Raw genomic sequence first — 16,111 nt, forward strand, 5'->3', positions numbered from 1 at the left:
CCGATCAGACGAGCGTCAGCTCGCGGTGGTCACGCGACGCTTGCGCATCGTGACGACCGCACCACCGGCGACCAGCAGGAACGCGCCGAGGAGCGCGATGCCCCACGGCAGCTCCGCACCGGTCGCGGCGAGTGCGCCGGCCCGGACCACGGTGAGCGGCTGGTCGAGCACGATCCGACCATCGGCGCCCACCACGACCAGGCGGTGCGCACCGGCGGGCAGCGTCGACGGGACGGTGACACGGAAGGTGACCGTGCCGTTCGCGTCCGCGGCGGGGATGCCCGTGATGACGATCGGGTCGCTGAACAGCGTCGCGCTGACCTGCTCGAACGCCTTCAGACCGCTGAGCGTCACCGTGAAGGTGCCGCCGAGCTCGACCCGGTTGCCGCTCGCGAGTCCCCCGAGGGAGACCGTCACCGACGTGCCCGGGGCCGGAGTGGCCGTGGGCGTCGCGGTCGGGGTAGCCGTAGCCGTCGGGGTAGCCGTGGGCGTGACCGTGGGAGTCGCCGTCGGCGTGGCCGTCGGGGTCGCGGTGGGCGTAGCCGTCGGGGTCGGTCCGCCGGTGTTCACCTTCGCGCGGCCCAGCGGAGCCGGGTCGACGAGCGGGTGCTTGGCGAAGTAGTCCACCGTGGCCTGCAGGTCGACCTGGCCCGTGTCGGTGCGCTCGGTACCGTCCTTGAAGACGGTGAAGCCGTCGCCGCCCACTGCCAGGAACGAGTTCGTCACGACCGTGAAGCGGTCGGTCGCAGCGATCGTCCGACCGTTGTACGCCATCGAGACGACGTGGCCCTTGCGGGGGTCGGTCTCCTGGACGTACTCGTACGTGAACCCGTTCGACACGCCGAGGTGGAGCTTCGGACGGTCACCCGTCGCCTGCCACTGCTGGTCGAGGATCTGCTGGATCTGCGCACCCGTGAGGGAGACGGTCGTGAGCGAGTTCGCGAAGGGCTGGACGTCGGCGGCCGCGCGGTACGTGACCACGCCGTCGGCGCCCTTCTTGAGGTCGGCGCGCAGACCACCCGGGTTCATGAGCGCGATCTGCGCCTTGGTTCCGGTGTAGTCGGCGTTCGACGTCGCCCACAGGTAGACGTCGGCGACCCAGTTGCCCATCGACGACTCGACACCGCGGTCGGAACCCGGAGTCGCACCACCGCGAAGGATGTCGCCCGAGATCTTGCCGACCTCGACCTTGCCCTTCACGTCGGCGATCGCCTTCGCATCCGCGACGATCTGAGCGACCGCCGGGTCGGCGTTCGTCAGCGACTTGGTGAGTGACGTCGAGCCCTTCGCCGCGATCACCTTGTGGGTGGTCGGGTCGTACGACAGCGACAGCAGGCCGGTGGCCTTGCTGTACTCCGACGCCTGGATGACCGGGCGCAGAGAGGTGGTGCCGGCCACCGGAACGTCGCACGCGTACGTCTTGTGCGTGTGAGCGGTCACGATCGCGTTGATCGCGGGCGAAGCGCCCCGGACGAGCTGTCCGAAGTCGGTCTGCTCGGCTGCGATGGATGTGCAGTCGGAGAAGTCCGAACCGGTGTGCGAGAGCAGCACGATCACATCGGCTGCATTCGTGTCGGTCAGCTTCTTGGCGACGCGGTTGGCTGCCTCGAGCTGGTCGCCGAAGGTGATCGTGTCGATCCCCGTCGGGGTCACCATCTTGGCGGTGTCCTGCGTCACCGTGCCGATGAACGCGACGCGCACGCCGTCGACCGTCTTGATCGCGTACTCCGGGAGTGCCGGCGTCGTCGTGTCCTTGAGGTACACGTTGGCGCCGAGACCGAACGCCGCGCCCAGGTCACGCTGCGCCTGGGTGACGTTCGTCGGATCGGTGTTTCCTCCGAAGCGGGGCAGCACCCGGTTGACGAGGTCGTTGAACCCGCGGTCGAACTCGTGGTTGCCCACGGCCGAGACCGCGAGGCCGGAGGCGCGCAGCGCGTCGATCGTCGGGTTGTCGTCCTGGATGAACGACGTGAACGTCGACCCGCCGATGTTGTCGCCGGCAGACACAAACAGGGTGTTCGGGTTCTTCGCCTGAGCATCCTTGACCGCGCCGGCGATGAGTGCCGAGCCGGCGACACCGTTGGCGAGGTCGGCCTCGATGCGCCCGTGGAAGTCGTTGATCGTCATGATGTCGATCTGCTTCGGGGCGTTCGCGCCGGCCGACAGGCCGACCTTGACCGGGCTGTGGTCGCTCGACGCGTACTGGTCGGGCGCGTAGAACAGCGTGCCGTGGTAGTTGTAGCGGCTGTACTGCAGCGCGACAGGCTCACCGCCGTTGATCTGCCACACGTCGGCACCGGTCTGGCGCGCCTTGGCGGCCGTGTTGATGAGCACGTGGTCGAGCGATCCCGACAGACCCTGAAACGAGTAGGTGTGCTGGTTCGCGGCGTACCCGTCACGCGCGTCGGTATAGCCGGCGCCGTAGAACACCTGCATCGGGTCTTCCTGCGTGTAGGCGTTGAAGTCACCCGCGAGAAGGACCGACGCCGTGCTGCCCTTGATGCTGTCCACCCACGCGGTGAGTGCCTTCGCCTGAGCGACGCGCGAGGCGTTGGACGCTCCCTGACCGTCACCGGCGTCCGCGTCGCCCGGGAGGGGACCGGCGGAACCCTTCGACTTGAAGTGGTTGACGACGAAGAGGAACTCGTCGCCGCCCTTCACCGGAGCGAAGACCTGACCGATGGGCTCGCGCGCGTTCACGAACGCCTGGCCGGCGGTCGTCGAGCGGCTGAGAGCCTTCGACGCCCCTACGGGCGAGACGATCGCGGGCTGGTAGATGATCGCGTTGGTGATGACGTCCTGACCGGATGCGGTCCCGTTCAGGTCGGTCGACGTGGGAACGAACGCCCACTTGTTCGAGCCGGCCTTCGTGTTGAGCGCAGCCACCAGGGTGCCGAGCGCCTCATCGGTCTGCTCGCCGAGTCGTGCCGAGTTCTCGATCTCCATGAGACCGATGACCGAGGCATCCAGCTTCGTGATCGCCTCGACGATCTTGTCCTGCTGCCGCGTGAAGGATGCCGTGTTCCACGCGCCGCGCAGATCGCAGCCCGTGTTCACCGCGATCGGGTTGCCCTGACGGTCCTTGTAGGACGAGCAGGCCGAGTTGGTCTCGCCGAGCGTGGTGAAGTAGTTCAGCACGTTGAACGAGGCGACGCTGACGTCGCCGCCCACTGCGGCCGGCAGGGGCTCACGTGCGTTCGAGAAGTTCACGCCGTCGTTCGCGCCCGTGCCGTCGGCGACCAGCGGCTTCGTGGGGTTGAGCTTCCAGCCGTTGTTGCGGTAGTCCACGATCAGCGGCGCGGTGAAGGATGCCTTCGATCCGACCGTGATCGGCTCGCTGAGCGAGATGTACGGCGGCGTGAGGTCCTTGCCCGTGGTGAGGAAGTTGGTGGTCGCACCGTCGTCGAGGATCACCTTGCGGGCTGCGTTGTCGGCCGCGGTCTCGGCTGCCTTCGCGGATCCCGGAGCGGCCACGTCGGTCGGCTGCATGAGCGGCGTGGCACCGGCGGCGAGCCACACCTCGCCGAACTGGTTGGTCGCGTACGTGTTGCTCACCGTGAACTCGCCCTGCGGTGCGACGAGCATCGACTCGAGCGACTCGCGCTCGGCGTCGGTCTTCGGCCACGCGACGGTGGCGGGCGTCACGGCCGCGGCGTCGGCGATCTTGGTCGCCGCTCCTGCGGTCACCGTGAGCTGCGTGAGACCGTTGAACTCGGCGGCGGTGCCGGTGATGCGCACGGTGTCACCGAGGGCGACCTCGTTCACGATCGCCGCGGCATTGGTGTTGCCCGCGTAGATGAAGATCGCGTCGGACGCCTTGTGCGCGGCCAGGTCGATCGCGCCTCCGGTGCCGGGGGTCTGGATCACGTACCCGTTGAAGCCGCCGGTCGCGTACTGCGCCGTGACGATGCCTTCGGTCGTGACGGTCTGTCCGAGCAGCGGGGTCGCGTCGCCGGTGCCCTGGATAGCGGCGATCGGGGTGACGGCGCCGGGGGCGGGAGTCTGCGTCGGAGAGGCCGTCGGCGTGGGGGTCGGCGTCGGAGTGTCGGTGACGGTCGGTGTCGGGGTGGGCGTGCTGCCACCACCGGTCGACGAGTTCTCCGGCGTGGGAGCACCCGCGGTGAAGTCCGCCTTGTTGTCCGCGGTGTTCTTGTGGGCCGCATCACGAGAGACGCTCGTGGTGTTGCTGGCGGCAGGAGCGGCACCGGCACCCGCGAACTCGTTCGCGGCGCCGAATCCGACGAAGTCGACGACCGAGGCGGCACTCGGAATCGCGGTGCCGGTGAGAACCGTCTGCGAGCTGACGAGGGCGACCTTGCCGCTGGTGCCGGACATGTTCACGCCGCCGGTCACGTCGGGGGTGGGCAGCGGGGCGCCGTTGGCGCCGCCGGAGGCCATCGCAACGAGGTAGCTGCGGCCCGCGGCGATCGTGCCGGTCAGGTTGACCTTGTTCGACCATGAGGTGCCGGCCGACGAGGCGTACTGGACGCTCCACGTGCTGAGGTCGACGTCGGTCGCGCCGAGGTTCACGAGCTCGACGAAGTCGTTGGCGAAGGGCGCTCCGGCGTTCCCGCCGCCTCCGTAGACCTCGTTGATGATGACCTTCGCATCGGCACTGACCGCCGCCTGCGCGGGGATGGCCGCGAGGCCGACACCGCTCAGGGCGAGAGCGCCCACGAGGGTGCAGGCCGCGAGAGACCGCGCCCGCCCCCTCACGTCGTTCACAGTTCGGCTCGCGCCGAAGAGATTGGGTGACACGTATCTACTCCTGGTTTCGCATACACGACGAAACAGCGCCCGAAACGAGTGGGGCGCTGTCGGTCCGAGGGACCTCCCGTCGACTATGAACGAGCTGGGAAGATGCTCGGTGGCGGCTGAATGAACAATCGGTGACGGCGGCGGGGGACGTGGCATCCGTCGTCGCCGGAGTCGTCCCCTTCGCGCCCGTAGAATCGACGGGACATGTCACCTCGTGCCCTCACGCCTCTGCAGCCGTCCGCGACTCCGCCCACGCAGCTGCGCAATTTCTGCATCATCGCCCACATCGACCATGGCAAGTCGACCCTGGCCGACCGGATGCTGCAGATCACCGGAGTCGTCTCCGACCGCGACATGCGCGCGCAGTACCTCGACCGCATGGACATCGAGCGTGAGCGCGGCATCACGATCAAGTCGCAGGCCGTGCGCATGCCCTGGGCGACCGACGCCGGCACGTTCGCACTGAACATGATCGACACGCCCGGACACGTCGACTTCACGTACGAGGTGTCTCGCTCGCTCGCCGCGTGCGAGGGCGCCATCCTCCTGGTGGATGCCGCGCAGGGCATCGAGGCGCAGACGCTCGCGAACCTCTACCTGGCGCTGGAGAACGACCTCCAGATCATCCCGGTGCTCAACAAGATCGACCTTCCCGCGGCCGACCCGGAGAAGTACGCCGCAGAGCTGGCGAACCTCATCGGCGGCGATCCCGCCGATGTGCTGCGGGTGTCCGGCAAGACCGGAGCGGGGGTCGAGGTGCTGCTCGACCGCATCGTCGAGCAGATCCCGGCCCCGACGGGCGATGCGGATGCCCCGGCGCGCGCGATGATCTTCGACTCGGTCTACGACGCCTACCGCGGCGTCGTCACCTACGTGCGGATGATCGACGGCAGCCTGGAGCCGCGCGAGCGCATCCAGATGATGTCGACCAAGGCGGCTCACGAACTGCTCGAGATCGGCGTCTCCAACCCCGAGCCGACGCCCACGAAGGGCCTCGGCGTGGGCGAGGTCGGCTACCTCATCACCGGCGTGAAGGACGTGCGCCAGTCGAAGGTCGGCGACACCGTCACGAACCTCCGCAAGCCCGCCACGGACGCGCTGCCGGGCTACACCGACCCGAAGCCGATGGTCTTCTCGGGCATCTACCCGATCGACGGCAGCGACTTCTCGGTGCTGCGCGAGGCGCTCGACAAGCTCAAGCTCTCCGACGCGGCCCTGCAGTACGAGCCGGAGACCTCCGTCGCCCTCGGCTTCGGCTTCCGCTGCGGATTCCTCGGACTTCTCCACCTCGAGATCATCACCGAGCGCCTCTCGCGCGAGTTCGACCTCGACCTCATCACCACGGCGCCGAGCGTGATCTACGAGGTCACCACCGACGCGGGCAAGCAGATCACCGTCACCAACCCGAGCGAGTACCCCGACGGCAAGGTCGCCTCGGTGACCGAGCCGATGGTCAAGGCGGCGATCCTCCTCCCGAAGGACTACGTCGGCACCGTCATGGAGCTGTGCCAGTCGCGCCGCGGGTCGCTCCTGGGCATGGAGTACTTCAGCGAGGAGCGCGTCGAGCTGCGCTACAACATGCCCCTCGGCGAGATCGTGTTCGACTTCTTCGACCAGCTGAAGTCCAAGACGCAGGGCTACGCGAGCCTCGACTACGAGCCGTCGGGGCATCAGGAGTCTGACCTGGTGAAGGTCGACATCCTCCTGCAGGGCGACAAGGTCGACGCGTTCTCCTCGATCGTGCACCGCGACAAGGCCTACGCGTACGGCACGATGATGACCGAGCGCCTCCGCAAGCTCATCCCGCGCCAGCAGTTCGAGGTGCCCATCCAGGCCGCGATCGGCGCCCGCATCATCGCGCGCGAGTCGATCCGCGCGATGCGCAAGGACGTCCTCGCGAAATGCTACGGCGGCGACATCACGCGCAAGCGCAAGCTCCTCGAGAAGCAGAAGGAGGGCAAGAAGCGCATGAAGATGGTCGGTCGCGTCGAGGTCCCCCAGGAGGCGTTCATCGCGGCGCTGTCGGGAGACGTCGAGACGAAGGACAAGAAGTAGAGCGGATGCCGCGGCCTGAGCGCTTTCTCACGAACCGATCAGGGCCGCTCGCTACGCTGGAAGACATGCGGCGTGGGACATTTCGTGACGACACCGTCGACTATGCGGCCGTCGGCGCGACGCAGGCACCCGATCTAATGCAGTATCCGCCGGAGCGCAGCGTCCCGGCGGAGCAGTCCTGGCGGATCGGCAGCGGCCAGACGCGGTTCGAGGCGGCGGGGGAGTCCCTCCTGTCGTGGTCGGCGCTGCGCGGCACCGGTCTGCAGCTCACCGACGTGCGTCCCGCCGCCGGACCGATGTACGCCGGAGTGAGCTTCGACGACGAAGGCAACGCCATCACCCCCAGCCGCATGGAGGCCGATCAGCGCTTCGACGCCGACGGCACGCCCTACGTCGGCGCGGGCACCACCGTGAAAGTGCACGGGCGGGTCGACGGCATGCGGGCGGACGCAGAGCTGCGCGTCATCTTCGCGGTCGAGGAACCGCGCCGGGTGGGGTTCGCGCTCGGCACCGTCGGCGACTCGGTCGTGAGCGGCGAGGAGTCGTTCATGCTCGACTGGCACGCGAACGACGAGGTGTGGTTCACGGTGCGCGCGTTCGACGCCCCCGTGTCGCTGGCCTACCGGATGTTCCCCGGCCTGATCCGTCGTCGTCGCCGCACGCTGTTCACCGGGTATCTGCGGGCGATCTCGCCGCTGTACACGACCCCCGCCTGATGGGCGCCGCGCTCCCGCTCGGCGATCCCGCGCCGGTGGACGGACGCCTGCCCGATGACATCCGGACCGATCCGGCATCCGACTTCTCGGTGTACCTGCACGTGCCGTTCTGCCGGGTGCGGTGCGGCTACTGCGACTTCAACACGTACACCTCGTCGGAGCTGCAGGGCGCTCGACAGGACGAGTACGCCGACGTGCTGCTCGGCGAGGTGACGCTCGCGCGCGACGTGCTCGCCGCGGCCGGCCCCCTCCGTCCGGCGACCACCGTGTTCTTCGGCGGCGGAACGCCCACGCTGCTTCCCCCGGGCGATCTCGGGCGCATGCTGGCGGGCGTCCGCGACGCCTTCGGCCTCGCTCCCGACGCCGAGATCACCGTCGAGGCCAATCCCGACACGGTCACCGACGCCGTCGCGGCCGACCTCGCGGCATACGGGGTCACCCGACTGTCGATCGGCATGCAGTCGTCGGTGCCGCACGTGCTCGCAGTGCTCGACCGCACGCACGACCCGCGCAACGTCGCGACCGCCGTCGCCGCCGCGCGCGGTGCGGGCCTCGACGTCAGCGTGGACCTCATCTATGGCACCCCCGGCGAATCGATCAACGACTGGCGCGACTCCCTAAAGACGGCCCTTGCCCTCGAACCCGATCACGTCTCGGCGTACGCCCTCATCATCGAGGAGGGCACGCAGTTGGCGCGCCGCATCCGGCGCGGAGAGCTGGCAGCCCCCGACGACGACCTACAGGCCGACATGTACGAGCTCGCGGACGATCTGCTCGGTGCAGCCGGCTTCGAGTGGTACGAGGTGTCGAACTGGGCGCGCGACGAGGAGCACCGCTCGCGCCACAACCTCGCCTACTGGCGCGGCACGGACTGGTGGGGCTTCGGCCCGGGGGCGCACAGCCATGTGGGCGGTCTGCGCTTCTGGAACGTCAAGCACCCGTCCGCCTACGCACAGCGCGTGCGCTCCGGTGCCTCGCCGGCGGCGGGACGGGAGCGACCGGATGCCGCGGCCCGCCGTCTGGAGGACGTGCTGCTGCGCTCGCGCATCCGCGAGGGCATCCCGGTCTCCGAGCTCGTGGCCGAGGGTCGCCATGCCGTGGCCGCCCTCATCGCCGACGGGCTGATCGAGGGACCGTCCGCCGTGCGCGGGCGGGTGGTGCTGACCCGGCGCGGTCGTCTGCTCGCCGACGCGGTCGTGCGTCAGCTGGTTCCCTGAACGATCCCGCCCGATCGCGGGGCATCCGGTAGAATTGGCACTCCATTCGTGAGAGTGCCAGGGTCGTGCGAGTGCCAGAGGGGAGTCGACAGATGGTCAGCGAACGCGGACTGCAGGTGCTGCGGGCGATCGTGCAGGACTACGTCGACACCCACGAGCCCGTCGGCAGCAAGGCCATCGTCGAGCGGCACGCCTTCGGCGTCTCGGCCGCGACGATCCGCAACGACATGGCGCTGCTCGAAGACGAAGAGCTGATCGCGGCCCCGCACACGTCGTCGGGGCGCGTGCCCACCGACAAGGGCTATCGCGTGTTCGTCGACCACCTCGCCGAGCTGCGACCGCTCACGCCCGCCCAGCGAACGGCGATCTCGTCGTTCCTGGAGGGCCCGGCCGACCTCGACGACCTCCTCGCGCGCACGGTGCGCGCCCTCACCGGACTCACCGGGCAGGTCGCGATCGTGCAGTATCCGTCGTTCGCCCGCGCCAGCGTCACGCACGTCGAGCTGGTGAACCTCGGCGGCGGGCGCATGCTCGTGATCGTCGTGACGGACACCGGACGGGTGTCGCAGCGCATCGCCCCGGTGGCCGGCGAGTTCGACGACGAGTCCGTGGGTCGCATCCGCGTCGCCCTCTCCAGCCTGGTCGTCGGACGCGCGGTGCGCTCGGCGGCGAAACGCGTCGACGAACTGCTCACCAGCCCCTCCGATGATCCCGCGACCGTCGAATCGGTCGCCGTGCGCGCGCTCGCCAAGGTGCTCGCGGAGGAGCTCGACGAGTTCCGCCAGGATCGCGTGCTGCTGGCCGGTGCCGCCACCCTCGCCCGCCGCGAATCCGACTTCCGCGGCAGTATCTACCCGATGCTGGAGGCCATCGAGGAGCAGGTCACACTGCTGCGCCTGATGAGCGAGATGGTGGCCGACGAGCACGGCCTCGCGGCGAGCATCGGCCGCGAGAACGAGGCGTTCGGCCTGCCGGAGGCATCCATCCTCGCCGGAGACTACGACGCCACCCGCGGGCGCGCCCGTGTCGGGGTCCTCGGACCCACCCGCATGGACTACCCGACCAATCTCGCGGCGGTGCGAGCCGTCGCCCGCTATCTGACCCGGATGCTCGACGACGACGAGTCCGCTCGCTGAGCGGCATCCGATCGAATGACACCCCGCGCCGTGCGCGGGCAGGAAGGCGACTGTGGCTGACCACTACGAGGTGCTGGGCGTCTCACGCGAAGCGACCCCCGACGAGATCAAGAAGGCCTACCGGCGCCTGGCACGCGAGCTGCATCCCGACGTCAACCCCGGGGCGGATGCCTCGGAGCGCTTCAAGCTCGTCACGCACGCGTACGACGTGCTCAGCGACGCCGAGCAGCGGCGACGCTATGACATGGGCGGCGGCGACTCTCCGTTCGGCGGCGGGGCGCAGGGCTTCGGCGGATTCAGCGACATCTTCGAGACCTTCTTCGGCGGTGGCGGCGGTCAGCGCGCCGGCCGTCCGCGCTCGCGACGGGAGCGCGGCCAGGACGCGCTCGTGCGGGTCACCCTCGATCTCAAGGACGTCGTGTTCGGCGTGCACCGCGAGATCGACGTCGACACGGCGGTGCTGTGCGAGACCTGCGAAGGCTCGTGCTGCCAGCCGGGCACGTCGCCGGTCACGTGCGACATCTGCCACGGGTCGGGACAGGTGCAGCGCACCGTGCGGAGCCTGCTCGGCAACGTCGTGACGAGCCAGCCATGCAACGTCTGCCAGGGCTACGGCACCACCATCCCGTACCCGTGCGGCACGTGCCAGGGTCAGGGCCGGGTGCGGTCGCGTCGCACCGTGTCCCTCGACATCCCGGCCGGCGTCGAGACCGGACTGCGGCTGCAGCTGCCCGGCTCGGGCGAGGTCGGACCGGCCGGTGGCCCCAACGGCGACCTGTACCTCGAGGTCACCGTCACCGCGCACGACATCTTCAGCCGCGACGGAGACGACCTGCTCGCCACGCTCGACGTGTCGATGCCCGACGCCATACTGGGCACCACGACGACGATCGAGTCGCTCGACGGCCCGGTCGATCTCGAGATCCGCGCGGGCGTGCAGGCCGGCGATGTTCTCACGATCAAGGGCCGGGGCATCACCCCCCTCCGCGGCACGCAGCGCGGAGACCTCAAGGTCGGCGTGCACGTGGTCACGCCGACCCGGCTCGACGCCAAGGAGCGCGCGCTCATCGAGGACTTCGCGAAGAAGACCAAGGCGCCCGCGCCGCACCTGGCCGAGTTCCACCAGGGCCTGTTCGCCAAGCTGCGCGACCGCTTCCGGAACAGCTGACCGATGCCGCTGCACTTCGTGCTCGACGCGCCGACGGATGCCGCGCCCGGCGACGACGTCGTGCTCACCGGTGCGGAGGCGCATCACGCCGCCGCCGTGCGGCGCCTCCGGGTCGGCGAGGAGGTCACGGTCGGCGACGGCCGCGGCGCCTGGCTCACGGGGACGACCTCCGCTGTCGCACCGCGCGAGGTCGTCGTCCGCGTGACGGGTCGGACGGATGCTCCGCCCCCCGCGCCGCGGCTGGTGCTGGTGCAGGCCCTCGCGAAGGGCGACCGCGACGAGCTCGCGGTGCAGGCGGCCACCGAGCTGGGCGTCGACGAGATCGTGCCCTGGCAGGCGGCGCGCAGCGTGTCCCGGTGGGACGCGGCCAAGGCCGAGAAGGGGAGGGCGCGCTGGGCAACGATCGCCCGCGAGGCGGCGAAGCAGGCGCATCGGGCGTGGCTGCCGGAGGTGGCGTCGCTCGCCTCGACCGCCGCGCTCGTCGGTCGGGTCGAGGCATCCGTCGTCCTCGTCCTCGAGCCGACCGCCGATCTGCGCCTGGCCGCCCTCGACCTCGACGCGGCCGACACCCGCGACATCGTGCTGGTCGTGGGTCCGGAGGGCGGCATCGCCCCCGAGGAGCTGACGGCGCTGACGGATGCCGGGGCACGACTCGTGCGCCTGGGAGAGACGGTGCTGCGCACCTCGACGGCGGGACCGGCGGCGCTGGCCGTGGTGAGCGCCGCCCTCGGCCGCTGGTGAACAGCCGCCGATAGACTGGCACGATGAGCGAACCCTCGATCTTCACCCGCATCCTCGACGGTGAGATCCCCTCGGACATCATCGCCGAGACCGAGAACGCGTTCGCGATCCGCGACATCGCGCCGAAGGCGCCCGTGCACCTGCTGGTGATCCCCAAGTCCCCGCAGTACCGCAACGTCGTCGAACTCGCCGCGGGCGACCCCGACCTGCTGTCCGAACTCGTCGGCCTGGCCAGCACGGTGGCAGCCGAGCACGCCGACGGCGATTTCCGTCTCGTGTTCAACACCGGGCCGCTCGCCGGCCAGACGGTCTTCCACGTGCACGCGCACGTGCTCGCCGGCGGACTGGATGAGACGAGCCTCGGTGGCTGAACCCTACGACTCCGCCGGTCCGGAGCAGACCGTCGACCGGGTCTATGCCGACGGCGTGGCGATGGTGCAGCTGCTCGGACCGCAGGACCGCCTGCTGCGCGTCGTCGAGAAGGAGCACCCCGGCGTCGACGTGCACGTGCGCGGCAACGAGATCACCCTGACCGGCGCGGCATCCGCCGTCGCCGGCGCCCGTGCCCTCGTGGACGAGCTGCTCGCGATGGCGCGCGCCGGGCAGGGTCTCGACCCCGCCGACGTGTCCAGCTCCAGCCGCATCCTGAGACACGCCGCCGAGACCGGCGGTCCGCGTCCCTCCGAGGTGATGGGCGAGGCGATCCTGTCGTCGCGCGGCAAGATCATCCGTCCGAAGACGCTCGGCCAGAAGGCGTACGTCGACGCGATCGAGGAGAGCACGATCGTGTTCGGCATCGGTCCGGCGGGCACCGGCAAGACCTACCTCGCGATGGCCAAGGCCGTGCAGGCGCTCCAGCGCAAGGAGGTCAGCCGCATCATCCTCACGCGTCCGGCCGTCGAGGCGGGGGAGCGTCTGGGGTTCCTGCCGGGCACGCTGAACGACAAGATCGACCCCTACCTGCGGCCGCTCTACGACGCGCTCAACGAGATGATGGACCCCGAGCTCGTGCCCAAGCTCATGGCCAGCGGCACGATCGAGGTCGCGCCGCTCGCGTACATGCGCGGGCGCACCCTCAACGATTCGTTCGTCGTGCTCGACGAGGCGCAGAACACCACGCCCGAGCAGATGAAGATGTTCCTCACGCGTCTCGGCTTCGGCACGCGCATGGTCGTGACCGGAGACATCACCCAGATCGATCTGCCCCAGGGGGCGTCGGGGCTGCGGCTCGTCACCCGCGTGCTCGACCACATCGACGACATCCACTTCTCGTATCTGACGAGCGACGACGTCGTGCGCCACACGCTGGTGGGCCGCATCGTCGATGCGTACAGCGAGTACGACGAGCGGCGCCTCGCGGCTCGTCGCGAGCGGGACGAGGCATCCGAGTTCGCCAACCGTGCCGATCGCCGCGGCGCCGCACCGCGCACGGGCGGCCCGCGCGACCACCTTCCGAAGCGGGGACGCTCATGACCATCGAGATCAACAACGAGTCGGCGATCCCCGTCGACGAGACGGTGCTGCTGCGTCTCATGGAGTACAACCTCGCCGAGCTGCACGTCAGCCCCGACGCCGATGTCGCGATCGTGCTCGTCGACGAGGGGGCCATGGAGGCCCTGCACGTGCAGTGGATGGACGAGCCCGGTCCCACCGACGTGCTGAGCTTCCCGATGGACGAGCTGCGCCCCGGCACCGAGGAGTCGCCGACGCCGCCCGGGCTGCTGGGCGACATCGTGCTGTGCCCGCAGGTCGCCGAGACCCAGGCCGTCACCGCGAAGCACTCCACCATGGACGAGCTCGTCATGCTCACCACGCACGGCCTGCTGCACCTCCTGGGCTTCGACCACGCCGAGCCGGAGGACGAGAAGGAGATGTTCGGGCTCCAGCGCGACCTGATCGTCGGCTTCCAGCACGGCGAACGTCGACGATCGCGTTCATGACCGCGATCCTCCTGCTCCTCGCCGCGCTGCTGCTCGTGGTGTTCGGTGCGCTCATGGCCGCGATCGATGCGGCGCTCGGCGTCACCTCTCGCGCCGATCTCGCCGAGATCGGGCAGGTCGGCCGCAACGCGGCCTCCCTGCGCAAGATCGCCGACGATCCCGATGTCCACGCCAACGCGGTGGTGTTCATCCGCGTCGTGACCGAGACCGCTGCCGCGGTGCTGGTCACCGTCGCGTTCACGCTCCTGTTCGACAACATCTGGTGGGCGATGCTCGCCGCCGCGGTGCTGATGTCGGGGATCTCGTTCGTGGTGGTGGGCGCGAGCCCGCGCACGGTCGGCCGACAGCACGCCAAGGGCCTGCTGCAGGGCGCCGCCCCGGTCATCCGGTTCGTGCGCATCATCCTCGGCCCTCTCGCGCACGGGCTGGTCGCGTTCGGGAACCGCGTCACTCCGGGCGTGGGGCGCGGCACGACGTTCGAGTCCGAGGAGCAGCTGCTCAGCATCATCGACGAGGCGACCGAGAACGACCTCATCGAAGAGGACGACCGCGAGCTCATCCACTCCGTCTTCGACTTCACCGACACGTTCGTCCGGGCGGTGATGGTGCCGCGCACCGACATGGTCACCGTCGATGCCACCGCCACCACCCGTGAGGCGATGGCGACATTCCTCGACAAGGGCGTCTCGCGCATCCCGGTCGTCGACGATGACGCCGACGACGTGATCGGGATGCTGTACCTCAAGGACCTCGTCCAGTTCGGGTTCAGCGACGAGGCCGGGTGGCGCGATGCCGCGATCACGCGGGTCACCCGCCCGGCGGTGTTCGTGCCCGAGTCGATGAAGGCCGAGACGCTGCTGCAGCAGATGAAGCGCGACGCCGTGCACGTCTGCCTCGTGATCGACGAGTACGGCGGTGTGTCGGGCCTGGTGACCCTGGAGGATCTCATCGAGGAGCTCGTGGGCGAGATCGCCGACGAGTACGACCCGCGCGCCGACGAGGTGGTCGAGCTCGACGACGGGAAGTTCCGGGTGAGCGCCCGCCTCGCCCTCGACGAGGTCGGCGATCTGTTCGGCCGCGAGCTCGAGGACGATGACGTCGACTCCATCGGCGGCCTGCTCGGCAAGGCCCTCGGGCGCGTGCCGCAGCCCGGAGCGACGGCCGAGTACGCCGGGCTCGTGATGACCGGCGGCGCTTCGCGCGGCCGGGGACGCGGTATCGCGACCGTGATCGTCGAGCGCGGCGAGACACCCGACTCGGAGGAGGGAGCCGACGCGCGTCCGCCCCTCACGGGCGAGATCGCCGTGCATGGCGGTCCGCGCACGGGCGAGATCCGGGTGCCCAAGAAGAGCCGGAAGTCCGCGACGAAGAAGGGCGACGCCCATGTCTGACACCCCCCGCTTCGCCGAGACCTCCGAGGGGCACCGCTCCGGCTTCGTGACGTTCGTCGGGCGGCCGAACGTCGGCAAGTCGACGCTCACGAACGCCCTCGTGGGCGAGAAGGTGGCGATCACCAGCGACAAGCCGCAGACGACGCGGCGGGCGATCCGCGGCATCCTGAACCGCCCGGCCGGCCAGCTCGTGATCGTCGACACCCCGGGCATCCACAAGCCGCGCACCCTGCTGGGGGAGCGGCTCAACAGCCTCGTCGAGCAGGTGCTCGGCGATGTGGACGTGATCGGGTTCTGCGTGCCGGCGACCGAGAAGGTCGGTCCCGGCGACCGTCGCATCGCGGAGTCGCTTGACGGCTATCCGCGGGCGAAGAAGGTCGCGATCGTCACGAAGACGGATGCTGCGCAGCGCGAGCAGATCACCGAGCGGCTGATGGAGGTCGATAGCCTCCGCGAGGACTGGGCCGCGGTCATCCCGCTGTCGGCTCTCACGCGCGAGCAGCTGGACGTGCTCACCGACGAGCTGCTGTCGATGATGCCGGTCGGTCCGGCTCTCTACGAAGAGGATGTGGTCACCGACGAGTCCACCGAGGATCGCGTCGCCGAGATCATCCGCGAGGCGGCACTGGAAGGGGTGCGCGACGAGCTGCCGCACTCCATCGCCGTCACGATCGAGGACATCGCACCTCGCGAGGACAGCGACCTCACCGACGTGTTCGCGAACATCATCGTCGAGCGTGACAGTCAGAAGGCGATCATCATCGGACACAAGGGCTCACGACTGGCGGATGTCGGTCGTCGCGCACGCGCGGGCATCGAACCGCTGCTGGGGTCGAGGGTGTACCTCTCGCTGCACGTGCGCGTGGCGAAGGAATGGCAGCGCGACCCCAAGCAGCTGGGGCGCCTGGGGTTCTGAGGACGGCATGTCGCGGGCGTTCACGACTGTCCTCTTCGACTGGCGAGGGACACTGGTGACCACTCAGACAGAG

At 69.5% G+C, this 16,111-nt stretch carries 12 protein-coding genes; 11 read left to right on the forward strand and 1 reads right to left on the reverse strand.

Annotated elements, in window-relative coordinates:
- Positions 1–15: 15 nt before the first annotated feature.
- Positions 16–4,725 (reverse strand): ExeM/NucH family extracellular endonuclease, encoded by a 4,710-nt coding sequence (locus ACSJDX_RS11755; RefSeq protein ID WP_438352858.1) that lies wholly within the window; start codon positions 4,723–4,725, stop codon positions 16–18.
- 237 nt (positions 4,726–4,962) lie between these two features.
- Here ACSJDX_RS11755 and lepA point away from each other — a divergent pair, with 237 nt between their 5' ends.
- From lepA to era, 11 genes are all read left to right on the forward strand, one after another.
- Entirely contained in the window at positions 4,963–6,813 is a 1,851-nt protein-coding gene (lepA, locus tag ACSJDX_RS11760) for a translation elongation factor 4 (protein WP_438352859.1), read from the forward strand.
- A 65-nt stretch (positions 6,814–6,878) separates the two neighbouring features.
- Positions 6,879–7,529, forward strand: coding sequence for a DUF1990 family protein (locus ACSJDX_RS11765; protein ID WP_438352860.1), 651 nt, complete (start codon positions 6,879–6,881; stop codon positions 7,527–7,529).
- Complete coding sequence (gene hemW, locus ACSJDX_RS11770; RefSeq protein ID WP_438352861.1) at positions 7,529–8,746, forward strand: radical SAM family heme chaperone HemW; 1,218 nt, start codon at positions 7,529–7,531, stop codon at positions 8,744–8,746. The genes ACSJDX_RS11765 and hemW overlap by 1 nt, the downstream gene beginning before the upstream one ends.
- A 92-nt stretch (positions 8,747–8,838) precedes the next feature.
- Positions 8,839–9,882, forward strand: a complete 1,044-nt coding sequence (gene hrcA, locus ACSJDX_RS11775; protein WP_438352862.1) for a heat-inducible transcriptional repressor HrcA — start codon at positions 8,839–8,841, stop codon at positions 9,880–9,882.
- 52 nt (positions 9,883–9,934) lie between these two features.
- Complete coding sequence (gene dnaJ, locus ACSJDX_RS11780; protein ID WP_438352863.1) at positions 9,935–11,050, forward strand: molecular chaperone DnaJ; 1,116 nt, start codon at positions 9,935–9,937, stop codon at positions 11,048–11,050.
- Positions 11,051–11,053: 3 nt separating this feature from the next.
- Positions 11,054–11,791 (forward strand): 16S rRNA (uracil(1498)-N(3))-methyltransferase, encoded by a 738-nt coding sequence (locus tag ACSJDX_RS11785; protein ID WP_438352864.1) that lies wholly within the window; start codon positions 11,054–11,056, stop codon positions 11,789–11,791.
- A gap of 23 nt (positions 11,792–11,814) precedes the next feature.
- Positions 11,815–12,162, forward strand: coding sequence for an HIT domain-containing protein (locus tag ACSJDX_RS11790; protein ID WP_438352865.1), 348 nt, complete (start codon positions 11,815–11,817; stop codon positions 12,160–12,162).
- Positions 12,140–13,264 carry a PhoH family protein gene (locus ACSJDX_RS11795; protein WP_438352866.1) on the forward strand — a complete coding sequence of 375 codons (1,125 nt, stop codon included), beginning with the start codon at positions 12,140–12,142 and terminating at the stop codon, positions 13,262–13,264. Before ACSJDX_RS11790 ends, ACSJDX_RS11795 begins: the two co-directional genes overlap by 23 nt.
- Positions 13,261–13,731, forward strand: coding sequence for an rRNA maturation RNase YbeY (gene ybeY / locus ACSJDX_RS11800; RefSeq protein WP_438352867.1), 471 nt, complete (start codon positions 13,261–13,263; stop codon positions 13,729–13,731). Before ACSJDX_RS11795 ends, ybeY begins: the two co-directional genes overlap by 4 nt.
- Positions 13,728–15,122, forward strand: a complete 1,395-nt coding sequence (locus ACSJDX_RS11805; protein ID WP_438352868.1) for a hemolysin family protein — start codon at positions 13,728–13,730, stop codon at positions 15,120–15,122. The genes ybeY and ACSJDX_RS11805 overlap by 4 nt, the downstream gene beginning before the upstream one ends.
- Positions 15,115–16,038, forward strand: a complete 924-nt coding sequence (gene era, locus ACSJDX_RS11810; protein ID WP_438352869.1) for a GTPase Era — start codon at positions 15,115–15,117, stop codon at positions 16,036–16,038. The genes ACSJDX_RS11805 and era overlap by 8 nt, the downstream gene beginning before the upstream one ends.
- Positions 16,039–16,111 lie beyond the last annotated feature (73 nt).

Origin of the sequence: Microbacterium fluminis, from assembly GCF_051549805.1 — a bacterium.
Lineage (GTDB): Bacteria > Actinomycetota > Actinomycetes > Actinomycetales > Microbacteriaceae > Microbacterium.

What these genes read in the sequence shown, in the direction of transcription:
- lepA (WP_438352859.1), top strand. Translation starts at nt 4,963, where the DNA reads ATGTCACCTCGTGCCCTCACGCCTCTGCAGCCGTCCGCGACTCCGCCC.
- ACSJDX_RS11765 (WP_438352860.1), top strand. Translation starts at nt 6,879, where the DNA reads ATGCGGCGTGGGACATTTCGTGACGACACCGTCGACTATGCGGCCGTC.
- hemW (WP_438352861.1), top strand. Translation starts at nt 7,529, where the DNA reads ATGGGCGCCGCGCTCCCGCTCGGCGATCCCGCGCCGGTGGACGGACGC.
- hrcA (WP_438352862.1), top strand. Translation starts at nt 8,839, where the DNA reads ATGGTCAGCGAACGCGGACTGCAGGTGCTGCGGGCGATCGTGCAGGAC.
- ACSJDX_RS11785 (WP_438352864.1), top strand. Translation starts at nt 11,054, where the DNA reads ATGCCGCTGCACTTCGTGCTCGACGCGCCGACGGATGCCGCGCCCGGC.
- ACSJDX_RS11790 (WP_438352865.1), top strand. Translation starts at nt 11,815, where the DNA reads ATGAGCGAACCCTCGATCTTCACCCGCATCCTCGACGGTGAGATCCCC.
- ACSJDX_RS11795 (WP_438352866.1), top strand. Translation starts at nt 12,140, where the DNA reads ATGAGACGAGCCTCGGTGGCTGAACCCTACGACTCCGCCGGTCCGGAG.
- ybeY (WP_438352867.1), top strand. Translation starts at nt 13,261, where the DNA reads ATGACCATCGAGATCAACAACGAGTCGGCGATCCCCGTCGACGAGACG.
- ACSJDX_RS11805 (WP_438352868.1), top strand. Translation starts at nt 13,728, where the DNA reads ATGACCGCGATCCTCCTGCTCCTCGCCGCGCTGCTGCTCGTGGTGTTC.
- era (WP_438352869.1), top strand. Translation starts at nt 15,115, where the DNA reads ATGTCTGACACCCCCCGCTTCGCCGAGACCTCCGAGGGGCACCGCTCC.